Source organism: Pseudoxanthomonas sangjuensis, assembly GCF_010211755.1.
GTDB lineage: Bacteria > Pseudomonadota > Gammaproteobacteria > Xanthomonadales > Xanthomonadaceae > Pseudoxanthomonas_A > Pseudoxanthomonas_A sangjuensis.
Genome location: NZ_PDWR01000007.1, coordinates 121,565 through 144,802, shown reverse-complemented (window position 1 = coordinate 144,802; position 23,238 = coordinate 121,565). Strand labels below are relative to the sequence as shown.

The 23,238-nt window shown below is 68.8% G+C and carries 20 protein-coding genes and 1 pseudogene; 17 read left to right on the top strand and 4 right to left on the bottom strand.

What is annotated here, in order from left to right; genetic code table 11:
• Nucleotides 1-189, bottom strand: a 189-nt coding sequence (locus CSC71_RS05570; protein WP_246192009.1) for a DMT family transporter, incomplete at its 3' end; no start/stop codon positions are given.
• On the opposite strand from CSC71_RS05570, the pseudogene CSC71_RS05565 reads away from it, so the two are divergent.
• The 12 genes and pseudogenes from CSC71_RS05565 to CSC71_RS05510 all read left to right on the top strand — a co-directional run.
• Nucleotides 128-1,177 (top strand): annotated as a pseudogene (locus CSC71_RS05565) (2-oxo acid dehydrogenase subunit E2); the annotation flags it as partial. The gene CSC71_RS05570 and the pseudogene CSC71_RS05565 sit on opposite strands and share 62 nt — an antisense overlap.
• A gap of 16 nt (nucleotides 1,178-1,193) precedes the next feature.
• Complete coding sequence (lpdA, locus tag CSC71_RS05560; protein WP_162373359.1) at nucleotides 1,194-3,290, top strand: dihydrolipoyl dehydrogenase; 2,097 nt, start codon at nucleotides 1,194-1,196, stop codon at nucleotides 3,288-3,290.
• Between the two features lie 3 nt (nucleotides 3,291-3,293).
• Entirely contained in the window at nucleotides 3,294-3,986 is a 693-nt protein-coding gene (locus CSC71_RS05555) for an aspartate/glutamate racemase family protein (RefSeq protein ID WP_162373358.1), read from the top strand.
• Between the two features lie 323 nt (nucleotides 3,987-4,309).
• Entirely contained in the window at nucleotides 4,310-4,684 is a 375-nt protein-coding gene (locus tag CSC71_RS05550) for a hypothetical protein (RefSeq protein ID WP_162373357.1), read from the top strand.
• A gap of 2 nt (nucleotides 4,685-4,686) precedes the next feature.
• The gene (atpB, locus tag CSC71_RS05545; protein WP_170295385.1) at nucleotides 4,687-5,565 is read left to right on the top strand and encodes a F0F1 ATP synthase subunit A; all 879 of its coding nucleotides are present in this window, start codon (nucleotides 4,687-4,689) and stop codon (nucleotides 5,563-5,565) included.
• Nucleotides 5,566-5,637: 72 nt separating this feature from the next.
• The gene (gene atpE, locus CSC71_RS05540) at nucleotides 5,638-5,913 is read left to right on the top strand and encodes a F0F1 ATP synthase subunit C (RefSeq protein ID WP_162373355.1); all 276 of its coding nucleotides are present in this window, start codon (nucleotides 5,638-5,640) and stop codon (nucleotides 5,911-5,913) included.
• 71 nt (nucleotides 5,914-5,984) lie between these two features.
• Entirely contained in the window at nucleotides 5,985-6,455 is a 471-nt protein-coding gene (locus CSC71_RS05535; protein WP_162373354.1) for a F0F1 ATP synthase subunit B, read from the top strand.
• A gap of 3 nt (nucleotides 6,456-6,458) precedes the next feature.
• The gene (locus CSC71_RS05530) at nucleotides 6,459-6,986 is read left to right on the top strand and encodes a F0F1 ATP synthase subunit delta (RefSeq protein WP_162373353.1); all 528 of its coding nucleotides are present in this window, start codon (nucleotides 6,459-6,461) and stop codon (nucleotides 6,984-6,986) included.
• A 48-nt stretch (nucleotides 6,987-7,034) separates the two neighbouring features.
• On the top strand, nucleotides 7,035-8,582 hold the full coding sequence (atpA, locus tag CSC71_RS05525) for a F0F1 ATP synthase subunit alpha (RefSeq protein WP_162373352.1): 1,548 nt from the start codon (nucleotides 7,035-7,037) through the stop codon (nucleotides 8,580-8,582).
• 79 nt (nucleotides 8,583-8,661) lie between these two features.
• A complete protein-coding gene (atpG, locus tag CSC71_RS05520) occupies nucleotides 8,662-9,525 on the top strand; it encodes a F0F1 ATP synthase subunit gamma (RefSeq protein ID WP_162373351.1) in 864 nt (287 codons plus the stop codon).
• Between the two features lie 39 nt (nucleotides 9,526-9,564).
• Nucleotides 9,565-10,992, top strand: a complete 1,428-nt coding sequence (atpD, locus tag CSC71_RS05515; RefSeq protein WP_162373350.1) for a F0F1 ATP synthase subunit beta — start codon at nucleotides 9,565-9,567, stop codon at nucleotides 10,990-10,992.
• Between the two features lie 81 nt (nucleotides 10,993-11,073).
• Entirely contained in the window at nucleotides 11,074-11,499 is a 426-nt protein-coding gene (locus CSC71_RS05510) for a F0F1 ATP synthase subunit epsilon (protein ID WP_162373349.1), read from the top strand.
• A gap of 69 nt (nucleotides 11,500-11,568) precedes the next feature.
• On the opposite strand, the gene CSC71_RS05505 is transcribed toward CSC71_RS05510, so the two are convergent.
• Complete coding sequence (locus CSC71_RS05505; RefSeq protein WP_162373348.1) at nucleotides 11,569-11,973, bottom strand: GtrA family protein; 405 nt, start codon at nucleotides 11,971-11,973, stop codon at nucleotides 11,569-11,571.
• Between the two features lie 77 nt (nucleotides 11,974-12,050).
• On the opposite strand from CSC71_RS05505, the gene CSC71_RS05500 reads away from it, so the two are divergent.
• Entirely contained in the window at nucleotides 12,051-12,980 is a 930-nt protein-coding gene (locus tag CSC71_RS05500) for a glycosyltransferase (protein WP_162373347.1), read from the top strand.
• On the opposite strand, the gene CSC71_RS05495 is transcribed toward CSC71_RS05500, so the two are convergent.
• A complete protein-coding gene (locus CSC71_RS05495) occupies nucleotides 12,940-14,511 on the bottom strand; it encodes a glycosyltransferase 87 family protein (RefSeq protein ID WP_162373346.1) in 1,572 nt (523 codons plus the stop codon). The two genes, CSC71_RS05500 and CSC71_RS05495, sit on opposite strands and share 41 nt — an antisense overlap.
• 66 nt (nucleotides 14,512-14,577) lie before the next feature.
• Between CSC71_RS05495 and glmU the strand changes: the two genes are divergently transcribed.
• Together glmU and CSC71_RS05485 are read left to right on the top strand one after the other, a co-directional pair.
• Nucleotides 14,578-15,942: a bifunctional UDP-N-acetylglucosamine diphosphorylase/glucosamine-1-phosphate N-acetyltransferase GlmU gene (gene glmU / locus CSC71_RS05490; protein WP_162373345.1), complete on the top strand. Its 1,365-nt coding sequence runs from the start codon at nucleotides 14,578-14,580 to the stop codon at nucleotides 15,940-15,942.
• 4 nt (nucleotides 15,943-15,946) lie between these two features.
• Nucleotides 15,947-16,459 carry a GNAT family N-acetyltransferase gene (locus CSC71_RS05485; RefSeq protein WP_162373344.1) on the top strand — a complete coding sequence of 171 codons (513 nt, stop codon included), beginning with the start codon at nucleotides 15,947-15,949 and terminating at the stop codon, nucleotides 16,457-16,459.
• A gap of 29 nt (nucleotides 16,460-16,488) precedes the next feature.
• On the opposite strand, the gene treF is transcribed toward CSC71_RS05485, so the two are convergent.
• Nucleotides 16,489-18,096 carry an alpha,alpha-trehalase TreF gene (gene treF, locus CSC71_RS05480; RefSeq protein WP_162373343.1) on the bottom strand — a complete coding sequence of 536 codons (1,608 nt, stop codon included), beginning with the start codon at nucleotides 18,094-18,096 and terminating at the stop codon, nucleotides 16,489-16,491.
• A gap of 487 nt (nucleotides 18,097-18,583) precedes the next feature.
• Here treF and CSC71_RS05475 point away from each other — a divergent pair, with 487 nt between their 5' ends.
• Entirely contained in the window at nucleotides 18,584-21,166 is a 2,583-nt protein-coding gene (locus CSC71_RS05475; protein ID WP_162373342.1) for a TonB-dependent receptor, read from the top strand.
• Complete coding sequence (locus CSC71_RS05470) at nucleotides 21,166-23,223, top strand: hypothetical protein (protein ID WP_162373341.1); 2,058 nt, start codon at nucleotides 21,166-21,168, stop codon at nucleotides 23,221-23,223. Before CSC71_RS05475 ends, CSC71_RS05470 begins: the two co-directional genes overlap by 1 nt.
• Nucleotides 23,224-23,238: the final 15 nt, after the last annotated feature.

The following is a 23,238-nucleotide window of genomic DNA, read 5'->3' as shown; positions in this document are numbered from 1 at the left end:
CAGCACGGCGCCGGCGACGCGGGTGGAATCGATCGGCTGGCGCACGTGCAGCACGCCGTAGTGGTCGAGCAGGAGCGAACCGAGCAATTGCCCGAACACGACCAGGCAGATCAGCGACGCCGCGCCCGCCGCGCCCGCCGCGCCCCCGCCGGTCGCTGCGTCGCAGGTGCTCGACGGCAAGCCGGGCATCGATCCGGAAGCTTCGCCGCCGCACAGCCCGCCGGTCGAGTTCAGCGCCGAGCGCGTGCTGCCCGACAAGGTGCCGTACGCCAGCCCGGCGGTGCGCGTGTTCGCGCGCGAGCTCGGCGTCGACCTGGCGCAGGTCGCGGGCAGCGAGAAGGGCGGCCGCATCACCAGGGAAGACGTGCAGAAGTACGTGAAGGCCGCGCTGGCCGGCGGCATCGCTTCGGCCGCCGCGCCGGCTGCGGGCGGCGGTGGCCTGAATCTCCTGCCCTGGCCGAAGGTCGACTTCGCCAAGTTCGGCGAGATCGAGGTGCGGCCGCTGTCGCGGATCAAGAAGATCTCCGGCGCCAACCTCGCCCGCAACTGGGCGATGATCCCGCACGTCACCCAGCACGACAACGCCGACGTCACCGAGCTCGAGGCGCTGCGCGTGCAGCTCAACAAGGAGAACGAAAAGGCCGGCATCAAGCTGACCATGCTCGCGTTCCTGATGAAGGGCGTGGTCGCCGCGCTGAAGAAGTACCCCGAGTTCAACGCCTCGCTCGACGCCGGCGGCGAGAACCTGACGCTGAAGAAGTATTTCCACATCGGCTTCGCCGCCGACACGCCGAACGGGCTGGTCGTGCCGGTGATCCGCGACGTGGACAAGAAGGGCGTGATCGAACTGGCGCAGGAAACCTCCGAACTGGCGAAGAAGGCGCGCGACGGCAAGCTCGGCCCGGCCGACATGAGCGGCGGCTGCTTCTCGATTTCGTCGCTCGGCGGCATCGGCGGCACCGCGTTCACCCCGATCGTCAACGCGCCGGAAGTCGCGATCCTCGGCGTGTCGAAGTCGTCGATCCAGCCGGTCTGGGACGGCAAGCAGTTCGCCCCGCGCCTGCTGCTGCCGCTGTCGCTCAGCTACGACCACCGCGTCATCGACGGCGCCGCCGCCGCGCGCTTCACCGCGTACCTGGCGCAGGTGATGGCCGACATGCGCCGCGTGCTGTTGTAAGCGAAGGAGCGCAGACATGGCGAATATCGAAGTCAAGGTTCCGGACATCGGCGATTACGGCGACGTGCCGGTGATCGAAATCCTGGTCGCGGTCGGCGACACGGTGAAGAAGGACCAGGGCCTCGTGACCCTCGAGTCCGACAAGGCGACGATGGAGGTGCCGTCGTCGGTGGCCGGCGTGGTCAAGGAGATCAAGGTCAAGCTCGGCGACACGCTGTCGGAAGGCAGCGTGGTGGCGGTCCTGGAAACCGAAGGCGCGGGCGCCGCGCCTGCCGCGCCGAAGGCGGAGGCGCCCGGGGCGGCCGCTCCGGGCGCGGCCTCCGCCGCGCCCGCAAGCGGCGGCGGCAGCGTCGAGGTCACGGTGCCCGACATCGGCGACTACAGCGACGGGCCGGTGATCGAAATCCTGGTCGCGGTCGGCGACCCGGTGAAGAAGGACCAGGGCCTCGTGACCCTCGAGTCCGACAAGGCGACGATGGAAGTGCCGTCGTCGGCCGCCGGCGTGGTCAAGGAAGTGAAAGTGAAGGTCGGCGACGCGTTGTCGGAAGGCAGCGTGGTGGCGGTCCTGGAACCCGGGGCGCCCGCCGTGGAAGTGCCGGCCAAGAAGCCGCCGGTCGCGCCGTCGCCCCGCGCGCCGGCCGAGCCGCCTGCGCCGAAGCCGGCGTTGTCCACCGGCAAGCCGGCCGACATCGAATGCCGCATCGTCGTGCTCGGCTCCGGTCCCGGCGGCTACACCGCCGCGTTCCGCGCCGCCGACCTCGGCCTCGACACGGTGCTGATCGAGCGCTATCCGAGCCTCGGCGGCGTCTGCCTCAACGTCGGCTGCATTCCGTCGAAGGCATTGCTGCACGCCGCGGCGGTGATCGAGGAAGCCGCGCACGCCGGTGACTTCGGCGTGGAGTTCGGCAAGCCGAAGATCGCCCTCGACAAGCTGCGCGAATACAAGGAAAAGGTCGTCGGCCAGCTGACCAAGGGCCTGTCCGGCATGGCCAGGCAGCGCAAGGTGCGGGTGGTGCAGGGCGTCGGCACCTTCGTTTCGCCGAACGAGATCGAGATCGTCGGCAACGACGGCGGCAAGCAGTTGCTGCGCTTCGAGCAGTGCATCATCGCCGCCGGCTCGCAGGCGGTGAAGCTGCCGAACTTCCCGTGGGACGACCCGCGCGTCATGGATTCGACCGACGCGCTCGAGCTGGCCGAAGTGCCGAAGAAGCTGCTGGTGGTCGGCGGCGGCATCATCGGCCTGGAGATGGCGACGGTGTACCGCGCGCTCGGTTCCGAAGTCACCGTGGTCGAGTTCATGGACCAGCTGATGCCGGGCGCCGACAAGGACCTGGTCAAGCCGCTGGCCGACCGCCTCAAGAAGCAGGGCGTCGTCGTCCACCTCAAGACCAAGGCCGCCACGGTCAAGGCCGACAAGAAGGGCATTACCGTCGGTTTCGAAAGCGCCGACGCCGGCGCCACGCCCGCGATCGAAAGCGGCACCTGGGACCGCGTGCTGGTCGCCGTGGGCCGCGCGCCGAACGGCAGGAAGATCGGCGCCGAGAAGGCCGGGGTGCAGGTCACCGATCGCGGCTTCATCCCGGTCGACGTGCAGATGCGCACCAACGTGCCGCACATCTTCGCGATCGGCGACATCGTCGGGAATCCCATGCTCGCGCACAAGGCGACGCACGAGGGCAAGCTCGCCGCCGAAGTCGCCGCCGGCGAGAAGAAGGAGTGGGTTGCGCGGGTCATTCCGTCGGTCGCCTACACCGATCCGGAGATCGCGTGGATCGGCGTCACCGAAACCGAGGCCAGGGCCAAGGGCCTGAAGGTCGGCGTGGCCAAGTTCCCGTGGGCCGCCAGCGGCCGCGCGATCGGCATCGGTCGCACCGAAGGCTTCACCAAGCTCGTCTTCGACGAGGCCACGCACCGCGTCATCGGCGGCGGCATCGTCGGCGTGCATGCCGGCGACCTGCTCGCCGAGATCGGCCTGGCCATCGAAATGGGCGCGGAAGCCGAGGACATCGGCCACACCATCCACGCCCACCCGACGCTGAGCGAATCGGTCGGCATGGCCGCCGAGGTCTACGACGGCACCATCACCGACCTGTACATCCCGAAGAAGAAGTAGCCCGTGCGCACGCTCGGGCTGCTGGGCGGCATGAGCTGGGAATCGACGGTTCCCTACTACCGCCACATCAACGAGCGGGTGCGCGGGAAACTCGGCGGCCTGCATTCGGCGAAGCTGGTGCTGCACAGCGTCGACTTCGCCGAGGTCGAGGAACTGCAGCGCCGCGGCGACTGGCAAGCCGGCGGCGCGTTGCTGGCCGATGCGGCGCGCGGCCTGCGCGCCGCCGGCGCCGAAGCCATCGTCGTCTGCACCAACACCATGCACCTGGTCGCGCCGGCGATCGAGGCGGCGGTCGACATTCCCCTGCTGCACATCGCCGACGCCACCGCGCAACGCATCCGTGCGGCCGGATTGCGGCGCGTCGCGCTGCTCGGCACCCGCTTCACGATGGAGGAGCCGTTCTACCGCGAGCGGCTCGAGGCCGCCGGCATCGCCGTCGCCGTGCCGGATGCGCAACAGCGCGGGCTGATCCATCGCGTCATCTACGACGAACTCTGCCTTGGCCGCATCGTCGGCGCGTCGCGCGCGGCCTACCGGGAGATCATCGCCGGCCTCGTCGCGGACGGCGCGCAGGGCGTGATCCTCGGCTGCACCGAAATCGGCCTGCTGGTCGGCGCGGACGATGCCGCCGTGCCGTTGTTCGACACCGCCCGCATCCACGCCGAGGCCGCGGCGGACTGGGCGCTGGCCGGCTGAGCCCGGCCCGGCAAGACGAAGCCCCGGCGGGGCCGGGGCTTCGGGCAGGCCTGCGGTGGAGCATCCGGACGAGGAATTGGAGAGGCAGGCCCGCTTCCAGTGACCGGTCCGGCCCGGGAAAGTTCCGGTTGCGCGACGGGCCGGGTCCATCGGTGCCGGGTCGCCTGACGCGACGCTCGTTCAGCTTTGGCCTCCGGGGCCCTGAACCGCGGCCGGTATCGACTTTTGGCGGTTGCTGGCGAAATTTAGCGGCTGTTATAATTCCGCGGCTCGGCGAGGCGCCTGCATTGGCCTTGTCTCCATCCACTCACCGGGTTTCGCGTGTGCTGAATTCCGTCGCCGCGGGCCGGCGGCTGGCATTGCGCGCGGTGGGGTGCCAACTGGTCGCGGTAATGCTGGTAGCGCTGGCCTTCCTGTTGCAGGGCCCTGGCGCCGCGCTGGCGGCCGCCATCGGCGGGGTGGGGGTCGCGCTGGGCAATGCCCTGGCTGCGCAGGTCGCGCTGGGCGGGGGCGTGGTGGTGGCGGGGGCGGCGTTCGCCCGGCTGCTGGCCGCCACGCTGCTGAAATGGTTGGTGGCAATAACGGTATTGGCCATCGCATCGGCTGTCTGGCGCCTGGCGCCGCTGCCGATGCTGGCGGGATTCGCGACCGCGCTGGTCGTGTATCCGATCTCTTTGAACCTTTTGCGTCAGGGTTGAACGTGAGCGCTGAAAACACGACCGAAGCTGCCTCGGGCGGTTCGACCGAATACATCAACCACCACCTGCACCACCTGCAGTGGAAGGTGGGCGACAGCACGTTCCTGACCCTGAACATCGACACGCTGTTCTTCACCTTGCTGTTGTCGGCGCTGTTCGTGTTCTTCTTCCTGCGCGCCGCGCGCAAGGCCACCGCCGGCGTGCCGGGCAGGTTCCAGGCCCTCGTCGAGATCGTCGTCGGGTTCGTCGACGGGCTGGTGCGCGAGACCTTCCACGGCCGCAGCAAGCTGATCGCGCCGCTGTCGATCACCATCTTCTGCCTCGTGTTCCTGATGAACTTCATGGACATGGTGCCGGTCGATTTCCTGCCCTGGCTGTGGGCCTCGGGCCACGAGGCCGCCGGCCACGACCCCGCGCACGCCTACCTGCGCGTGGTGCCCACCGCCGACCTCAACACCACGCTGGGCCTGGCGCTGGCCGTGTTCCTGCTGATCCAGGTGTTCGGCGTCTCGCACAAGGGCGTCGGCGGCTTCACCAAGGAAATCTTCACCGCGCCGTTCCACGCCGAAGGCGCGGCGATGAAGATCGTGCTGGCCCCGGCCAACTTCCTGCTGCGCATCATCGAGGAAGGCGTGCGCCCGCTCAGCCTGTCGCTGCGACTGTTCGGCAACATGTACGCCGGCGAGCTGATCTTCATCCTGATCGCGCTGATGACCCTCGGTTCCTCGCTCGCCAGCCTCGGCACCTGGCCGATGGGCATCATGCAGTTCGTGGCCGGCTTCGGCTGGACCGCGTTCCACATCCTGGTCATCACCCTGCAGGCCTTCATCTTCATGATGCTGACGGTCGTCTACCTCAGCATGTCGGCCGAGAGCCACTGACGTCCCGAACACGAAACACGTCCCACCTTCCCATCCACCTAGCAACGCAATCGGATCCAACCGGAGTACACCATGGAAAACGCAGCCCTCATCGCTGAAGTGTTGAAGTTCACGGTCATCGCGGCCGGCCTGCTGATCGGCCTGGGCGCCCTCGGCACCGCCATCGGCTTCGCCATCCTCGGCGGCAAGTTCCTCGAAGGCGCGGCGCGCCAGCCGGAGCTGACCCCGATGCTGCAGACCAAGATGTTCATCGTCGCCGGCCTGCTCGACGCCGTGCCGATGATCGGCGTCGCCATCGCGCTGCTGCTGCTGTTCGCCAACCCGCTGCTGGCCTCGATCACCGGCTGATCCGGGCTCGCACCGAGCAAGCGATTCAGGCATAGCCGGCGACATCCTGTCGCCGGCACCAGGAGCAAGTCATGCTACCCAACCTCACTCTCGTCATTCAGGGCCTCGCGTTCTTCGCGGTGGCGTGGCTGGTGATGAAGTTCGGCTGGCCGCACATCATCGCGGCCATCGAAGAACGCCAGCAGAAGATCGCCGAAGGCCTGGCCGCGGCCGACAACAGCCAGAAGGCGCTCGCCCAGGCCGAGGAGCAGGCCAGCGAGGCGCTGAAGGAAGCGCGGGCCAAGGCCAACGAGATCATCGAACAGGCCCACCAGCGCGCCAACCAGATCGTCGACGCCGCGAAGAACGAGGCGATCGAGGCCGCGAACAAGCAGAAGGCGCTGGCCCAGGCCGAGATCGACGCCGCCGCGACCAAGGCGAAGGAAGACCTGCGCAAGCAGGTGTCCGCGCTGGCCGTGACCGGCGCCGAGAAGCTGCTCAAGCGCGAGATCGACGCCAGCGCCCACAAGGCGCTGCTCGACGAGCTGGCCGCAGAGATCTGATCGATGAGCCAGGCCCTGACCCTCGCCCGCCCGTACGCCCGCGCCGCGTTCTCGATCGCGAAGGACGAAGGGAACTTCGCCGCGTGGTCGAGCGCGCTCGGTTTCGCCGCGCAGGTCGCGGCCGACCCGCGCGTCGCCGCGCTGCTGCTGAACCCAGAACTGGCCGACGCCGACGCGGTCGCGCTGCTGTCGCCCGACGGCGCCGGCGAATCGTTCGGCCGCTTCCTCGGCCTGCTGGCGGAGAACCGCCGCCTGCCGCAGCTGCCGGAAATCGCCGGCCTGTACGAGGAATTGCGCGCCGAGGCCGAACGCGTGGTCAAGGCGAAGGTCACCTCGGCCGCGGCGTTGCCGGCCGGCGAGCTCGACACGATCAGGGCCGCGCTGAAGAAGCGCTTCGGCCGCGAGGTCGAGGTCGAGACGGCGGTCGACGCGTCGCTGATCGGCGGCGCGGTGATCGACGCCGGCGACGTGGTCATCGACGGCTCGCTGAAGGGCAAGCTGGAACGGCTGCAGACCGCGCTCGCCAACTAATTCATTCGAACCGCAACCGGCGACGGTTGCACCAGGGAAACCAAAGCAATGGCTACCACGCTCAACCCCTCCGAAATCAGCGAACTGATCAAGACCCGCATCGAGAAGGTCAAGCTCGCCGCCGAGGCCCGCAACGAAGGCACCGTGACCAGCGTGTCCGACGGCATCGTGCGCATCTTCGGCCTGGCCGACGTCATGCAAGGCGAAATGATCGAACTGCCGGGCAACACCTTCGCGCTGGCGCTGAACCTGGAGCGCGATTCGGTCGGCGCCGTGGTCCTGGGCGACTACGAGCACCTGCGCGAAGGCGACGTGGCCAAGACCACCGGCCGCATCCTCGAGGTGCCGACCGGCCCGGAACTGCTCGGCCGCGTGGTCAACGCGCTGGGCGAGCCGATCGACGGCAAAGGCCCGATCGACGCCAAGACCAGCGCCCCGGTGGAGCGCGTGGCCCCGGGCGTGATCTGGCGCAAGTCGGTGTCGCAGCCGGTGCAGACCGGCTACAAGTCGGTCGACGCGATGATCCCGATCGGCCGCGGCCAGCGCGAGCTGGTCATCGGCGACCGCCAGACCGGCAAGACCGCGCTGGCGATCGACGCCATCATCAACCAGAAGGGTACCGGCGTTAAGTGCGTGTACGTGGCGATCGGCCAGAAGGCCTCGTCCGTCGCCAACGTGGTGCGCAAGCTGGAAGAAAACGGCGCGCTGGCCCACACCATCGTCGTCGCCGCCACCGCTTCGGAATCGGCCGCGATGCAGTACATCAGCGCCTACTCCGGCTGCACCATGGGCGAGTACTTCCTGGACCGCGGCGAAGACGCGCTGATCGTCTACGACGACCTGTCCAAGCAGGCCGTCGCCTACCGCCAGATCTCGCTGCTGCTGAAGCGCCCGCCGGGCCGCGAAGCCTACCCGGGCGACGTGTTCTACCTGCACAGCCGCCTGCTGGAACGCGCCTGCCGCGTCTCCGAGGCCTACGTCGAGAAGGCCACCAACGGCGCGGTGGCCGGCAAGACCGGCTCGCTGACCGCGCTGCCGATCATCGAGACCCAGGCCGGCGACGTGTCCGCGTTCGTGCCGACCAACGTGATCTCGATCACCGACGGCCAGATCTTCCTCGAGACCGACCTGTTCAACGCCGGCATCCGCCCGGCGGTGAACGCCGGCATCTCGGTGTCGCGCGTCGGCGGCGCCGCGCAGACCAAGGTCATCAAGAGGCTGTCGGGCGGCATCCGCATCTCGCTGGCGCAGTACCGCGAGCTCGCCGCGTTCGCCCAGTTCGCCTCGGACCTCGACGAAGCCACCCGCAAGCAGCTCGAGCGCGGTCAGCGCGTCACCGAGCTGATGAAGCAGAAGCAGTACGCGCCGATGTCGATCGCCCACCAGGCGCTGTCGATCTACGCGGTCAATGAAGGCTTCCTGGACGACGTGCCGGTGAACAAGGTGCTGGCGTTCGAGGCCGGCCTGCACGCGCACTTCGACAACAGCCTCGGCGACACGATCAAGAAGATCAACGCGACCGGCGACTGGAACGACGAGCTGGAAGCGGCGTTCAAGAACGGCATCGCCGAGTTCAAGAAGACGGGCACCTGGTAATCGCGCGGGGCGGGTTCCGACCCGCCTTCGGCAAGCGACCGTGACGGCGGGTTGAAACCCGCCCTACCGAGAGAAAGCAATGGCTGGCGGAAGAGAAATCAAAACCAAGATCAAGAGCGTGCAGAACACCCGCAAGGTGACCCGCGCGCTGGAAATGGTCTCGGCTTCGAAGATCCGCAAGGCGCAGGACCGGATGAAGGCCTCGCGCCCGTACGCGCGCGCGATGAAGCAGGTCATCGGCCACCTGGCCCAGGCCAATTCCGAGTACCGGCATCCGTTTCTGGTCGAGCGCGAAGAGGTCAAGCGCGTCGGCTACATCATCGTCTCGTCCGACCGCGGCCTCGCCGGCGGCCTCAACAACAACCTGTTCCGCAAGGTGCTGGGCGAAATCCGGCAGTGGCAGGACAAGGGCGCCGAGATCGACCTGGTCACCATCGGCCAGAAGGCGGCGACCTTCTTCCGCCGGATCAGGATCAACATGCTGGCCAGCGTCACCCACCTGGGCGACGTGCCGCACCTGGAGCAGCTGGTCGGCGTGATCAAGGTCATGCTCGACGCCTACGAGTCGGGCAAGGTCGACCGCGTCTACCTGGTGTACAACGACTTCGTCAACACGATGACCCAGCGCGCGGCGTTCGACCAGCTGCTGCCGCTGCCGGCGTCGGACACCCAGGTCGCCCGCCACGACTGGGACTACATCTACGAACCCGACGCGCAGGCCGTGCTCGACCACGTGCTGACCCGCTACGTCGAGTCGCTGGTGTACCAGGCGGTGCTGGAGAACGTCGCTTCCGAGCACGCCGCGCGCATGGTCGCGATGAAGGCGGCCAGCGACAACGCCAGCAAGCTGATCGACACGCTGAACCTGGCCTACAACAAGTCGCGCCAGGCGGCGATCACGCAAGAGATCTCGGAAATCGTCGGCGGCGCCGCGGCAGTCTGACGCGCGCCGGCAACAGAATTCAAATAGAGGAACGCAGAAATGAGTCAGGGCAAGATCGTTCAGATCATCGGCGCGGTCGTCGACGTCGAATTCCCGCGCACCGAAGTGCCGAAGGTATACGACGCGCTGAAGGTGCAGGGCACCGAGATCACGCTGGAAGTGCAGCAGCAGCTCGGCGACGGCGTCGTGCGCACCATCGCGCTGGGCTCGACCGACGGCCTGAAGCGCAACCTGGTGGCCGAAAACACCGGCAAGGCGATCTCGGTCCCGGTCGGCACCGGCACCCTGGGCCGCATCCTCGACGTGCTCGGCAACGCGATCGACGAAGCCGGCCCGGTCAAGGCCGCCGACCACTGGGAAATCCACCGCGCGGCCCCGTCGTACGAAGACCAGTCTTCGGCCACCGAGCTGCTGGAAACCGGCATCAAGGTCATCGACCTGATGTGCCCGTTCGCCAAGGGCGGCAAGGTCGGCCTGTTCGGCGGCGCCGGCGTCGGCAAGACCGTCAACATGATGGAACTGATCAACAACATCGCCAAGGCGCACAGCGGCCTGTCGGTGTTCGCCGGCGTGGGCGAGCGTACCCGCGAAGGCAACGACTTCTACCACGAGATGATCGAGTCCGGTGTCGTCAACCAGGACAAGCCGGAAGAGTCGAAGGTGGCGATGGTCTACGGCCAGATGAACGAGCCGCCGGGCAACCGCCTGCGCGTCGCGCTGACCGGCCTGACCCTGGCCGAATACTTCCGCGACGAGAAGGACGCCTCGGGCAAGGGCCGCGACGTGCTGCTGTTCGTCGACAACATCTACCGCTACACGCTGGCCGGCACCGAAGTGTCGGCGCTGCTGGGCCGCATGCCGTCGGCGGTGGGCTACCAGCCGACCCTGGCCGAGGAAATGGGCGTGCTGCAGGAGCGCATCACCTCGACCAAGACCGGTTCGATCACCTCGATCCAGGCCGTGTACGTGCCCGCGGACGACCTGACCGACCCGTCGCCGGCGACCACCTTCGCCCACCTCGACGCGACCGTCGTGCTCTCGCGCAACATCGCCGCGCTGGGCATCTACCCGGCGGTCGACCCGCTGGACTCGACCAGCCGCCAGCTCGACCCGAACGTGATCGGCAACGAGCACTACGACACCGCGCGCCGCGTGCAGGCCACCCTGCAGAAGTACAAGGAGCTGAAGGACATCATCGCGATCCTCGGCATGGACGAGCTGTCGGAAGAGGACAAGCTGGCCGTGGGCCGCGCGCGCAAGATCGAGCGCTTCTTCAGCCAGCCGTTCCACGTGGCCGAAGTGTTCACCGGTTCGCCGGGCAAGTACGTGCCGCTGAAGGAAACCATCCGCGGCTTCAAGGGCATCGTCGACGGCGAATACGACCACCTGCCGGAGCAGGCGTTCTACATGGTCGGCACCATCGAGGAAGCGGTCGAGAAGGCCAAGAAGATCGCCGAGAAGGCCTGATCGTTGTAGGGCGGGTCTTGACCCGCCGCACGTTCACGCAATGGCGGGTCAGGACCCGCCCTACGCAGGAATGATTAAGACATGGCATCCACCATCCGTTGCGACATCGTCAGCGCCGAAGCCGAGATCTTCCACGGCGAGGCCACGCTGGTCGTCGCCACCGGCGAGCAGGGCGAACTCGGCATCGCGCCGCGCCACGCGCCGCTGATCACGCGGCTGAAGCCGGGCAAGGTCGTGGTCACCCAGCCGAACGGCGAGGTCCTCGACTTCGCCATCGGCGGCGGCATCCTCGAGGTGCAGCCGCAGGTCGTGACCGTGCTCGCCGACACCGCGATCCGCGCCGAGGACATCGACGAGGCGGCGGTGCGCGCGGCGAAGGAAGAGGCCGAGCGCGTGCTTGCGCACAAGGACCCGAAGATGAGCGCCGAAGAGGCGCAGGCGCAGCTGGCGATGAGCCTGGCCCAGCTGAGCGCGCTGGAGCGCCTGCGCAAGAACCTGAAGCACTGAAGGCAGCGCCTCGCAGCGGAAACCAGAACGCCGGCCCCGTGCCGGCGTTTTCTTTTCGCGCATGCCGGGTCAGCGATAGACCACGTGCCGCCACAGGAAGAAGGCAACGACGGCCAGCACGCCTTCGACCAGCGGCTTGGCCAGCCAGGCCAGGTGCAGGCCCAGCGCCGACGCCACCGCACCGACCAGTAGCGTGCTGATCGCGGTCAGCGGCAGCCACACCGCCAGGAACCGCGCGAAGCGCACCCAGCCCAGCCGCGGCCGGCCGTCGCGGGCGAAGGTCACCCGGCCGTTGAGCCAGAAGCCGAGCAGGGCGCCGCAGATGCGTCCGGCGACGTTGCCCGGCGCCGCGGGCACGCCCAGCGCGGTCAGCAGCACGAATGCCAGCCAGTCCACCAGCAACTGCAGCAGGCCGACGGCGACGAAGCTGCCGCCTTCGCGGAACAGGGGTTGTCGGAGCAGTCGGCGCGGCATCCGCGAATAGTAAACCGTGCCCCGCGCGCTTCGCCGTGTAAGATGCGCGCGACCTGCCTGCCGCCGGAAGCGACCGCTTGCGCATCGCCGTACTCATTCCCTGCCACAACGAGGCATTGACCGTGGCCAAGGTCGTCGCCGATTTCCGCCGCGCGCTGCCGCAGGCGGAGATCTGGGTGTTCGACAACGCCAGCACCGACGGCACCGGTGAACTGGCGGCGCAGGCCGGCGCGCACGTGCGCCGGGTCGCCGCCAGGGGCAAGGGCAATGTGGTGCGCGCGATGTTCCGCGACGTCGATGCCGACGTGTTCGTGATGGTCGACGGCGACGATACCTATCCGGCCGACGCGGTCGGCAGGCTCGTCGACGACGTCGTCGGGGGACGTGCGGACATGACGGTGGGAACGCGGCTGGAATCGCATGGCGACGGATCGTTCCGGCGCTTCCATGGGTTCGGCAACCGGCTGGTGCGAAGTTGCGTCGGCTGGCTGTTCGGCCGCCCGGTGCGCGACGTGCTGTCCGGTTACCGCGCGTTCTCGCGGCGCTTCGTCAAGTCGATGCCGGTGATGTCGCGCGGCTTCGAGATCGAGACCGAGATGACCGTGTTCGCGCTGGCGAACGGCTTCCTGTTCTCGGAGCACATGGTCGAGTACGGCGTGCGCCCGGACGGCAGCCAGTCCAAGCTGAGCACGTTCCGCGACGGTTTCCGCGTCTTGCGCACCCTGCTGTTCCTGTTCAAGGACATGCGCCCGCTGCTGTTCTTCGGCGCGATCGCGCTGGCCTGCCTGCTGGCCGGGCTGGCGTTCGGTGCCTACGTGATCAACGAATTCACCGGTACCGGCCTGGTCACGCATCCATCGACCGCGGTGCTGGCGGTGGCGCTGGTGCTGGCCGGGATGATCTCGCTGGCGACCGGCCTGGTCCTCGACACGGTCAACCGCCGCACCAGCGAGATCCAGCGCCTGATCACCGACCAGCTGCTGTCCAGGAGCAGCTCCGCGCAGTAGTCGGGGCAGCGCGCCGCAACGCGCACAACTCGACCGGGACGAGGCTGTCGGCCACCGGGACGCAGCTGCCGGAGATCGCCAGGCCATAGGCCTGGAAGGGCGCCGCGGCGGGCGTCGCCTGGCGCATCAGGTACAAGGGGCCGCGGTGGCTGCGGATACGGCTTTCGACGCGGTCCTGCAGGCGCGTGCAGCGTTGCGGGTCCATGAAGTTGTTCGACAGCGACACCGCCGCCACGTCGGACGGCAGGAAGGCGACGGCGTGGCCGAGCGGGTCGATACCCGCAAGCAGCACCAGCGAATCGCGCGGGAACGGCGGGAATCGCACGTCGACCATCGGCGAACGGAAGTCCTGCCGGCCCCAGTTCGGATGGTTGGTCGCGGCGGCGACCAGCACCGCAGCCAGCGCCAGTGCGGGCTTGAGCCAGCGCCGCAAAGGCAGTTGCGACAGCATGCCGACGAAAACGACCGACAGCAGCATCTCCAGCGGCAGCAGGTAGCGATAGATCCCGTACAGCGCCAGCCATGCGGCATAACTGGCCGCGACGAAGGCCAGCAACGGCCAGGGTGCGGGTCCGGGCGTCGCGACGGATGAACGCTTCTTGCGCCCCCAGGCGATGCCCCATGCCAACAGCGCGAGCAATCCGAGCAGCAGGCGCGGATCGGCGACGGTCAGTTCGGCATAGCGCCGGTTCTCGCCGAGCAGGCGCAATGGCACCAGCAGCGCATCGGCCAGGGTTTCGGGCTTGAAGCGGGCATCCGCATGGTCCAGGTACGGCGCATCCGGCGAATGGAACCACTGGTTGAAGTAGGGGAACAGCGGATTGCCGTGTTCCCGCCACAGGCGCCACATCCACCAGCCCGCGCCGGCGGCGAAACCGCCGATGCCGCCGATGCCCAGCAGCGCGACGCGTGCGGGCAAGCGCCGCAGGCTGCCCGCGAACAGGCACGCGGCGAGCAGGCCCAGGCAGTAGATCGCCGCGGTCAGCTTCAATCCGGCCGCAAGCCCCAGCAGCAGGCCCGGCAACCACCAGCCGCGCCACGCGTCCGGACGATCCCGGGTGCCGGCCATCCACCACAATGCCGGCATCGCCAGCGCCGCGACGAAGGCATCGTTGAAGCTGGCGGCGATTCCGGGCAGCACCGCCGCACCGGATAGGGCGACCAGCGCCGCGACGCCGCTGCGCCAGCGGCTGGCCGCCTGCGGCCACAGCCGATCCATCAGGCGCAGCGCGAAGAACAACGCCACCGCCGACGGCAGGGCCAGCCACAGCGACACCAGCCAGCCCGGGGCACCCGCCAGCACCAGGCCGCCCAGCGGCAGGTCCAGGGTCGGGTTGTGCCAGCTCTGCAACTGCGCCACCGCGATGTCCTGCGGCCAGCGCCCGCTCAACAGGGCCATCGGCGTGTACAGGTGGTAGTTCTGCAGGTCCCAGTTGGCGTCCTGGCCCAGCAGGGCGGTGGCCAGCAGCACCAGGCCCGAGGCGAGCAGCGCATCGAAGACGGCGGGACGGCGGAACAGCGGGGCGGTCATGCGGTCATGTGGGTTGCTAACATTCGGTCACCGCGCCTGTGTCGCGCCCGTGGATGGATAGCATAAATGAGCCCGTTGCACGTCATCATCCTCGCCGCCGGCGAAGGCAAGCGGATGAAGTCCGCGCGGCCGAAGGTGCTGCAGCCGATCGCCGGGCGGCCGATGCTCGCGCACGTCATCGACGCGGCGCGCGCGCTGCGGCCGGCCGGGATCCACGTGGTCTACGGCCACGGCGGCGAGCAGGTGCGTGCCGCGTTCGCGGCGCAGGTCGACCTGGCGTGGGCCGAGCAGGCGCAGCAGCTCGGCACCGGCCACGCGGTGCGGCAGGCGATGCCCGATGTTCCCGACGATGCGGTCGTGCTGGTGCTGTACGGCGACGTGCCGCTGATCCGCAGCGAGACCCTGCAGCGCTTGCTCGCCGCCGAAGGCCGGCTTGCCGTGCTGGTCGCCGAGCCGGAGGACCCGGCCGGCTACGGCCGCATCGTCCGCGATGCCGCCGGCAAGGTCGCGGCGATCGTCGAGCACAAGGATGCCGACGACGAACAGCGCCGCATCCGCACCATCAACACCGGCGTGATCGCCGCCGACGCGACCGCCCTGAAAGGCTGGCTGTCGCGGCTGTCGAACGGCAATGCGCAGGGCGAGTACTACCTGACCGACGTGTTCGCCGCCGCCGCGGCCGAGTTCACCCCTGCCGAGATGGTGCTGGTCGCCGACCCGATGGAAGTCGAGGGCGCGAACGACCCGTGGCAGCTGGCCCAGCTCGAGCGCGCGTTCCAGCGCCGTCAGGCGCAGGCGCTGTGCGTGCAGGGCGCGCGCCTCGCCGATCCGGCGCGCTTCGACCAGCGCGGCACGGTGAAGGTGGGCCGCGACGTCGAGATCGACGTCGACGTGGTGTTCGAGGGCGAGGTCGAGCTCGGCGACAACGTCAGCATCGGCCCGTTCTGCCGCATCAAGGACGCGAGGATCGGCGCGAACGCGAAGATCCATGCGCATTGCGACATCGAGGGCGTCGTCGCCGGCGGCAACGCGCTGATTGGGCCGTACGCGCGCATCCGCCCCGGCACCGTGCTCGCCGACGACGTGCACATCGGCAACTTCGTCGAGACCAAGAAGACCACGATGGGCGCCGGCAGCAAGGCCAACCACCTGACCTACCTCGGCGACGGCGTGGTCGGCAGCAAGGTCAACATCGGCGCCGGCACCATTTTCTGCAACTACGACGGCGTCAACAAATCGACGACGACGATCGGGGACGGCGCCTTCATCGGCTCCAACTCGGCGCTGGTCGCGCCGGTGACCATCGGCGCGAACGCGACCATCGGCGCCGGTTCGGTGATCGGCAAGGATGCGCCGGAAGGCAAGCTGACCGTGGCGCGGGCCAAGCAGGTCACCATCGACGGCTGGCAGCGGCCGACCAAGAAGCAGTGAGGCCATGGGCGGCTTCGTCGTCCGCGACGGCAACGAGGCCGACGTCGACGCATTGCTCGACATCGAACGGCGCGCGGCGCGCCTGCTGCTGGACCGCGGCGGTCTCGACCTCTTCGCGATGCACGGCCTGTCGCGCGACGATCTCGATGCCGGCATCCGCGAAGGCATCCTGCATGTGGTCGAAACCGGCGGCGCCAGGGCCGGTTTTGCGCTGGCGGGCGAGGTCGATGGCAACGCACACCTGTTCGAGATCGACGTACTGCCCGAACATGGTCGCCACGGCATCGGCAGCGCCTTGCTCGAATCGGTCTGCGCGGAAGCGACGCGTCGCGGTTATCCGGCGATCACGCTGACCACGCTGCGCGACGTGCCGTGGAATGCGCCGTTCTACGCCAGGCGCGGCTTCGCCGAATTCGACGAAGCCGCATGGGGCGACCAACTGCGCGGCATCGTCGGGCGCGAGCGCCTGCTCGGTTTCCCGGCCGGTCTGCGCGTGGCGATGCGTCGCTTGCTGTAGGGCGCGGCTTGCCGCGCCGGGCCCGCTGGTCAGTGCCGCGCCGGCGCGGCGGCGCCCGCCCGCGTGTCTGCCGACGCCGCGTCCGGATACAGCGCCAGCAGCTTGCGCAGCACGCCGTTGGTCCAGCCGAAGCCGTCCTGCAGCGGGTATTCGCCGCCGCCGCCGGCCGCGCTGCGGGTGACGTCGTATTTCTCGACCAGCTTTCCGCTCTGGCGATACACGGCGAGGTTGCCGTCGATCCAGCGCCTGGCGATGGTGGCGGCCAGCTCCTCGTGCCCATAGGCGTCCAGGCCGCGGATCGCGATCCACTGCAGCGGCGCCCAGCCATTGGGCAGATCCCATTGCTGCCCGGTGCGCACCGTCGTCGTCGCCAGCCCGTAGGGTTGCAGCAGGCTGTCCCGCACGCGTTGCGCCACGCGGTCGGCCTGGCCGCGTTCGGCGATGCCGAAGAACAGCGGATACAGCGTGGCGGCGGTGACGTGGCCGGTGCCGCGGCCTTCCTTCCACAGGTAGTCCTCGAAAACGCCGTCCTTCGCGTTCCACAGGTGCCGCAGGATCGCCGACTTGCGCGCGTCGGCGCGTTCGCGCATCCGCGCCGCCCGGTCCGCCTGCCCGGCGGCGCGATAGGCCTCGGCCAGCGTCGTTTCCAGGTGGTACAGCAGGCTGTTCAAGTCCGGCGGCGCGATCTCGATGGTGCGGATGGTCGCCAGCGTCTTGCCGTCGGCGAACCAGCGCGAACTGAAGTCCCAGCCGCTTTCGGCGCCGGCGCGCAGGTTGCGGTAGACCTCGGCGGCGGGGCGCCCGGATTCGGCGGCGGTGCGCACGTCGTTGCCGTAGCTTTCCTCGCGCGGCAGGTCGCAGTCGTCCCAGTAGCGGTTGAGCAGCGAACCGTCGGCCAGCCGCACCACGCGCCGGTGCGCCTGGCCCGGTTCCAGCGTGTCGGCGCCTTCCATCCAGAAGTCGTATTCCTGCTGCAGCTGCGGCAGCCAGGTCGTCAGCGCGGAAGGTCCGTCGCGTTCGGCGATCAGGTTCACCATCGCGGCGAAGAACGGCGGCTGCGAGCGGTTGAGGTAGTAGATGCGGTTGCCGTTCGGGATGTGGCCGTAATGGTCGATCAGCCAGGCGAAGTTCTTCACCATGTCCACGGCCAGGTCGTGGCGGCCGCTTTCCTCCAGCCCGAGCATCGTGAAATAGGAATCCCAGTAGTAGATCTCGTTGAAACGCCCGCCGGGGACGATGTAGGGATAGGGCAGCGGCAGCAGCGAACCGCGCGGGTCGACCGCACCGGGCTTGCGTTCGAGCACGCGCCACAGCGCGTCGATGTGCTGGCGCACGTCCTGGCCGGGCTCGGTCCGGTAGTCGCTGTCGGCCGACTGCGCCGGGGCGAACTGACTGGCGACGAATTCGCCCAGGTCGAATCCGGGCAGGCGCCGGCGGTGCTCGTATTCGGCGAGGATGCCGGCCGGCGGCTGCCTGGGCACCGCGTCGACCAGCGACTTGCCTTCCGGCAGGTTGCGCTGGGCGGTCTCGAACAGTTCGCCGTAGAGCCGCGAATAGGCCGCCACGCAGCCCTGCGCCATCGATGGCGGCGCCGGCAGCAACAGGCACAGCGATAGCAACCAGGCGGTTTTTCTCATGATGCGTGTCCTTGCCGGCTTCGCCGCAGAGAAGGCGCCAGCATAGCGATTCGGTCGTTACGCGTGCGCATGCCATGCGATGCGCGCGGCGCCATCGCGGCATCCGGGCCATGTTGCACTGCACATACCCGCGGGGGTTGTTGCGTTGCGAGCTGCGCTACTATGCGCGCGGGATCCGGATGCCGGTCGCGCGCCAAGACGACTGCAACCGCCGGTGACCGACAGGGAAACAGTTGCCCGCGCCCGGCCGATGGCCGTCCGGCGCCGACACAGGTCGACACCGTGTCAGGGAGGTTCCCGAAGATGAAATCGCCGTATCCGGCCGCGCCCTTGCCCCGACCCTGCGGGCTTCTTCACGTCGCACCCCGGACCCCGGCGGCAACCTCCCCCTGCGGACGTCCGCCGCAGTCCGCTGTCCGCGCGGCTGCGCCGTCGCCATGAGCCCGGGCCAATCGTCCGAACACATCACACCCGTGGAGGGAGCATCATGAGCCGTTGCAACAGCACCCGACATGCACTGTCAGTCGCGATCGTTTCCCTGCTGCCCGCGCTCGCGCAGGCGCAGGAACAAACGCAAACGCAGGAACAGATGCAAACGCAGGAACAGACGCAGGCTCCACCCCAATCCACCGGTGCGGCGACCGCGCAGCAGGCCCCGGCCCAGGCGCAACCACCGCGGCAGTCCGCGACCACGCTCGATACCGTGGTCGTGACCGGCAGCGTGACCGGCGGCGTGAAGAAGCTCGAAGCCAGCTACAACATCGTCACCGCCACCGAAGAGCAGATCAAGCAGGCCAACCCGAAGAGCACCGCGGACCTGCTGAAGATCTCGCCGGGCATGTGGCCCGAATCCAGCGGCGGCCAGACCGGCGCCAACATCGAGATCGCCGGCTTCCCCGGCGGCGGCGACGCGCCGTACTTCACCACCATGCTGATGGGCTCGCCGCTGTACGGCATGCCGACGCTGTCGTTCTTCGAAACCACGTCGATCTTCCGGCTCGACGACACCATTTCCACCGTCGAGATCCTGCAGGGCGGACCCTCGGCGGTGTTCGCCGGCGGGCAGATGGGCGCCACCGCCAACTTCTTCCTCAAGACCGGCAGCGACACGCCCTACGGCAGCGTCGGCGTGACCTACGGCGACGAAGGCCTGTGGCGGCTGGATGCGTTCAGCGGCTTCCCGCTCGGACAGAGCGGCTGGTACGGCAGCATCGGCGGCTTCTGGCGCAGTTCCGACGGCGTGCGCGATCCGCAGTTCAAGGCCGACGAAGGCGGGCAGATCACCGGCACGCTGTCGCGCGATTTCGGCGAGGGCGGCAACCTGACGCTGTACGCGCGCTACCTCGACGACAAGAACCAGTTCATCACGCCGATCCCGGTGGTCCAGGAAGGCAGCGACGAGTTCCATGCCTATCCCGGCTTCGACCCGCTCACGGATACCTATTACAGCGAGGCCATGCGCAAGGTGTTCCTGCCCACCTACCCGGGCGGCAAGGACGCGGACCTGGCCGACGGCCGCGGCGCCAAGTTCTTCTTCTTCGGCGGCAACTTCGACTACGACTTCGACAACGGCTGGTCGATCAGCGACAAGTTCCTGTTCGACGAGGGCGACGCCGACACCAACGCGCTGTTCTCCGGCAATAACCCCGCCCCGCTGATGGACATGCTGTACGACCCGGACACGCCCGGCGGCTTCTCGCTGCCGGCCGGCTCGGCCACCGCGACCTACGTGGGCGGCGGCGCGGTGCCGCTGGACCAGAGCGTGATCCAGCAGGGCTGGTGGTCGATCCACAAGCACCTGAAGAGCCTCAGCAACGATTTCCGGCTGAGCAAGGAGCTGTTCGAGGGCAACACGCTGACCATCGGCCTGTACGTCAACCGCTACACGATGGACGACAAGTGGTCGCTGGGCAACCAGATGCTGATGAGCAACACGCCCAACGCCACGCCGATCACGGTCAGCTACGTCGATCCCGCCGACGGGCTGACCAAGCAGCGCACCGATGGCCAGGGCTTCGCCGATTTCGGCGGCTTCCACATCGCCCAGCACGGCGACGCCACCAACACCGCGCTGTACCTGTCGGATTCGTGGCGGGTCGGCCAATGGCTGCTGGACCTGTCCGGACGCCTGGAGCGGCAGGACGCGACCAACAACGTCTGCAACCTGGCCAACCAGGACCTGGACGGCGACCCGAACACGCTCTACGACAACAACACGCCGGTCTGCGACGGGACGTTCGCGCGCATCCATTACGAGAAGACCCATCCGACCTGGACCGCCGGCGCCAACTACGCCTTCACCGATCGCATGTCGGCCTACGTCCGCGTCAACACCGGCGGCCATTTCCTCGACTTCGACAACGGCATCCGCGGCACGACAAACAACAACTTCCCGCCGATGCAGAAGGTCCGCAACTACGAGGGCGGCTTCAAGTACCAGTCGGACCTGCTGTACGCCGACATCAGCGCCTACCAGCGCCGGTTCAAGGGCCTGCTGTACCAGCCGACCGACGGCCTGGGCACGCCGGTCGGCAGTCCGCTGACCTACGGTTCGGACTCGTGGGGCGTGAACTTCATCGGCTGGATCAACCCGACCGAGAACCTGCGCCTGCAACTGGTGGCGAACTACCTGGACGGCAAGTACTCCGATTTCGACGCCTGCTTCCCGTACGTCGACATCAACGGGCAGGACCAATGCCAGCCGATCGAAGGCCAGCAGCTGCAGCGCCAGCCGAAGCTGCGTTTCATGTTCACGCCCAGCTACGATTTCGTGTTCGGCTGGGGCGACGTCACGCCCTACCTCACCTACACCCACGTCGGCGACCACACCCAGGACCAGTCCGGCCTGCAGCAGCTGGGCTCGTACCACACGCTCGACTTCGGCGTGACCGCCAACGTTGGCTACCACTGGCAGTTCAACCTGCGCGGCACCAACATGACCGACGAACTGGGCCTGACCGAGAGCAACTCGCGCATCTTCGGCACGGCGGTGTCGGGTGCGGAGAACGTGCTGCTGGCGCGGCCGCTGGAAGGGCGGGAGGTCAACCTGCAGGCGAAGTACCTCTGGTGATGCGGGCGAAGCGTGGTTCCGCGCGGCCGCGCCGGTACCTGCCGGCGCTGCTGCTGTGCCTGGCGCTCGCCGCGTGCGCGAGGAACGGCGACGCGGCGCTGCAGTTCCGCATCGTCGAAGGCGGCGCGACCAATGCCTTCTACCGGGACGGACCGGCCGCCGCGCACCTGCTGCTCAACGACGGTGCGCAACCGCGGATACTGGTGGCGTTCCCGGCCGGGAACAGCGGTACCGGATTGTGGTTCGAAGCCGGCGCGACGCCGGTGCGCTGGGAACTGGAAGAAGTGCGCGCGGCGGAACGGCCGGATGCATCCGGCCGGCCGCTGCACGGCATCGTCGCCGAGGCCAGCGCAAGCGCATCGCGGCTGGTGGTGCGCGACGCGGTGCTGGGCAGCGTGCGCGTGCTGCGCGATTTCCAGCTCGGCGTCGCCTATCCGCCGTCGCTGGCCACGCATGCGCAGGTCGGGGCGCGGCGCGCGGCGTGGTCGCGCCAGCGCCTGGATGGCGCGCCGGGCTACGAAATCTCGGTCGATCTGCTCAATGGCCATGCGCGCGGAGGCGACGGCGAACCGCTGGCGTTCGCCGCCGACCGCGACGGCGAGCCGCTGCGGCTGCGCATCACCGCGCTGACCGGCGAACGCCCGCTCACGCCGCTGCGTGCCGGCGAACTGTTCGCCAACGGCGCCGGCACCGACCCGCGCGGCCGCGAGGTGCTCGAGTTCCTCAGCTATCGCGAGAAGTTCCTCGCCGGCTCGTGGCGCTTCGACACCTACTTCGGCCGCGACACGCTGATGTCGCTGCGGCTGCTGATGCCGGCGCTGCGGCCGGAGCCGGTCGAGGACGGCCTGGCTTCGGTGCTGGAGCGGCTGAACGCGCAGGGCGAGGTGGCGCACGAGGAGGACGTGGGCGAATTCGCGATCCTGCGCCGGCGCAACGGCGGCGCGCCGATGGCGCCGGCCGAGGACGCGCCGATCTACGACTACAAGATGGTCGACGATGACTTGATGCTGGCGCCGGTGGCCGCGGCCTGGCTGCTCGACCGGCGCGAGGGCCGCGAGCGCGCGGCGGCTTTCCTCGCGCGCAGGACCGCCGAGGGCGAAACGCTGGGCGCCGCGCTGGCGCGCAACTTCGGTTTCGTGTTGCGTTCGGCGCAGGCCTTCGTCCGTGATCCGGCCGCGCGCAACCTGGTGTCGCTGAAGCCGGGCTTCAACGTCGGCCAGTGGCGCGACAGCGAGCGGGGACTGGCCGGCGGGCGCTACGCCTACGATGTCAATGCGGTGTGGATGCCGGCGGCGCTCGACGCCATCGCGCGCATCCATGCGGCCGGCCTGCTGCGATCGCACGCCACGGCGGCACAACGCCAGGCGTTCTCCACCGCGGGCGCCGCCGCCAGGCTGTGGTCGCAGCGCGCACCGCCGCTGTTCCGCGTCGAGTTGCCGGCAACCGCGGCGCGCGCGGCGATCGAGCGCTATGCCAAGTCGCAGGGCCTGGACCCGGCCACGGCGCTGGCCAGCCTGCCCGCCGATGCGTTGCGTTTCGACGCGCTGGCGCTGGATGCCGCGGGCAAGCCGATCCCGGTGCTGCATTCCGATGGCGGTTTCGCGCTGCTGTTCCGCGAACCGCAGCCGCAGGCCCTGCAGGAGACGGTGGAAACCCTGCTGCGTCCGTTCCCTGCCGGCCTGCTGACCGATGCGGGGATGCTGGTCGCCAACCCGGCCTATGCCGACGCCGGCGTCGCCACGGACTTCGGCCGCAATGCCTACCACGGCACCGTGGTCTGGTCGTGGCAGCAGGCGTTGATGGCGGCGGGGCTGGCGCGCCAGCTGCAGCGCGACGACCTGCCCGACGCGGTCCGCGACACCCTGCGCGACGCGCAACGGCGGTTGTGGAAGGTCATCGACGCCGGCCGCGCGACGCGCACGTCGGAGTTGTGGTCGTGGTCGTACGCCGACGGCCGCTACCAGCCCGTGCCGTTCGGCCAGGGTCGCGGCGACGTCGACGAATCCAACGCGGCGCAACTGTGGAGCACGGTCTACCTGGCGATCCCGCATCCCTAGCCGCGCGACCTTCCC

Coding starts and splice junctions, on each gene's coding strand:
- lpdA (WP_162373359.1), top strand. CDS start 1,194: ATGGCGAATATCGAAGTCAAGGTTCCGGACATCGGCGATTACGGCGAC.
- atpE (WP_162373355.1), top strand. CDS start 5,638: ATGGAAAACGCAGCCCTCATCGCTGAAGTGTTGAAGTTCACGGTCATC.
- CSC71_RS05535 (WP_162373354.1), top strand. CDS start 5,985: ATGCTACCCAACCTCACTCTCGTCATTCAGGGCCTCGCGTTCTTCGCG.
- CSC71_RS05530 (WP_162373353.1), top strand. CDS start 6,459: ATGAGCCAGGCCCTGACCCTCGCCCGCCCGTACGCCCGCGCCGCGTTC.
- atpA (WP_162373352.1), top strand. CDS start 7,035: ATGGCTACCACGCTCAACCCCTCCGAAATCAGCGAACTGATCAAGACC.
- atpG (WP_162373351.1), top strand. CDS start 8,662: ATGGCTGGCGGAAGAGAAATCAAAACCAAGATCAAGAGCGTGCAGAAC.
- atpD (WP_162373350.1), top strand. CDS start 9,565: ATGAGTCAGGGCAAGATCGTTCAGATCATCGGCGCGGTCGTCGACGTC.
- CSC71_RS05510 (WP_162373349.1), top strand. CDS start 11,074: ATGGCATCCACCATCCGTTGCGACATCGTCAGCGCCGAAGCCGAGATC.
- CSC71_RS05505 (WP_162373348.1), bottom strand. CDS start 11,973: ATGCCGCGCCGACTGCTCCGACAACCCCTGTTCCGCGAAGGCGGCAGC.
- CSC71_RS05495 (WP_162373346.1), bottom strand. CDS start 14,511: ATGACCGCCCCGCTGTTCCGCCGTCCCGCCGTCTTCGATGCGCTGCTC.
- glmU (WP_162373345.1), top strand. CDS start 14,578: ATGAGCCCGTTGCACGTCATCATCCTCGCCGCCGGCGAAGGCAAGCGG.
- CSC71_RS05485 (WP_162373344.1), top strand. CDS start 15,947: ATGGGCGGCTTCGTCGTCCGCGACGGCAACGAGGCCGACGTCGACGCA.
- treF (WP_162373343.1), bottom strand. CDS start 18,096: ATGAGAAAAACCGCCTGGTTGCTATCGCTGTGCCTGTTGCTGCCGGCG.
- CSC71_RS05475 (WP_162373342.1), top strand. CDS start 18,584: ATGAGCCGTTGCAACAGCACCCGACATGCACTGTCAGTCGCGATCGTT.
- CSC71_RS05470 (WP_162373341.1), top strand. CDS start 21,166: ATGCGGGCGAAGCGTGGTTCCGCGCGGCCGCGCCGGTACCTGCCGGCG.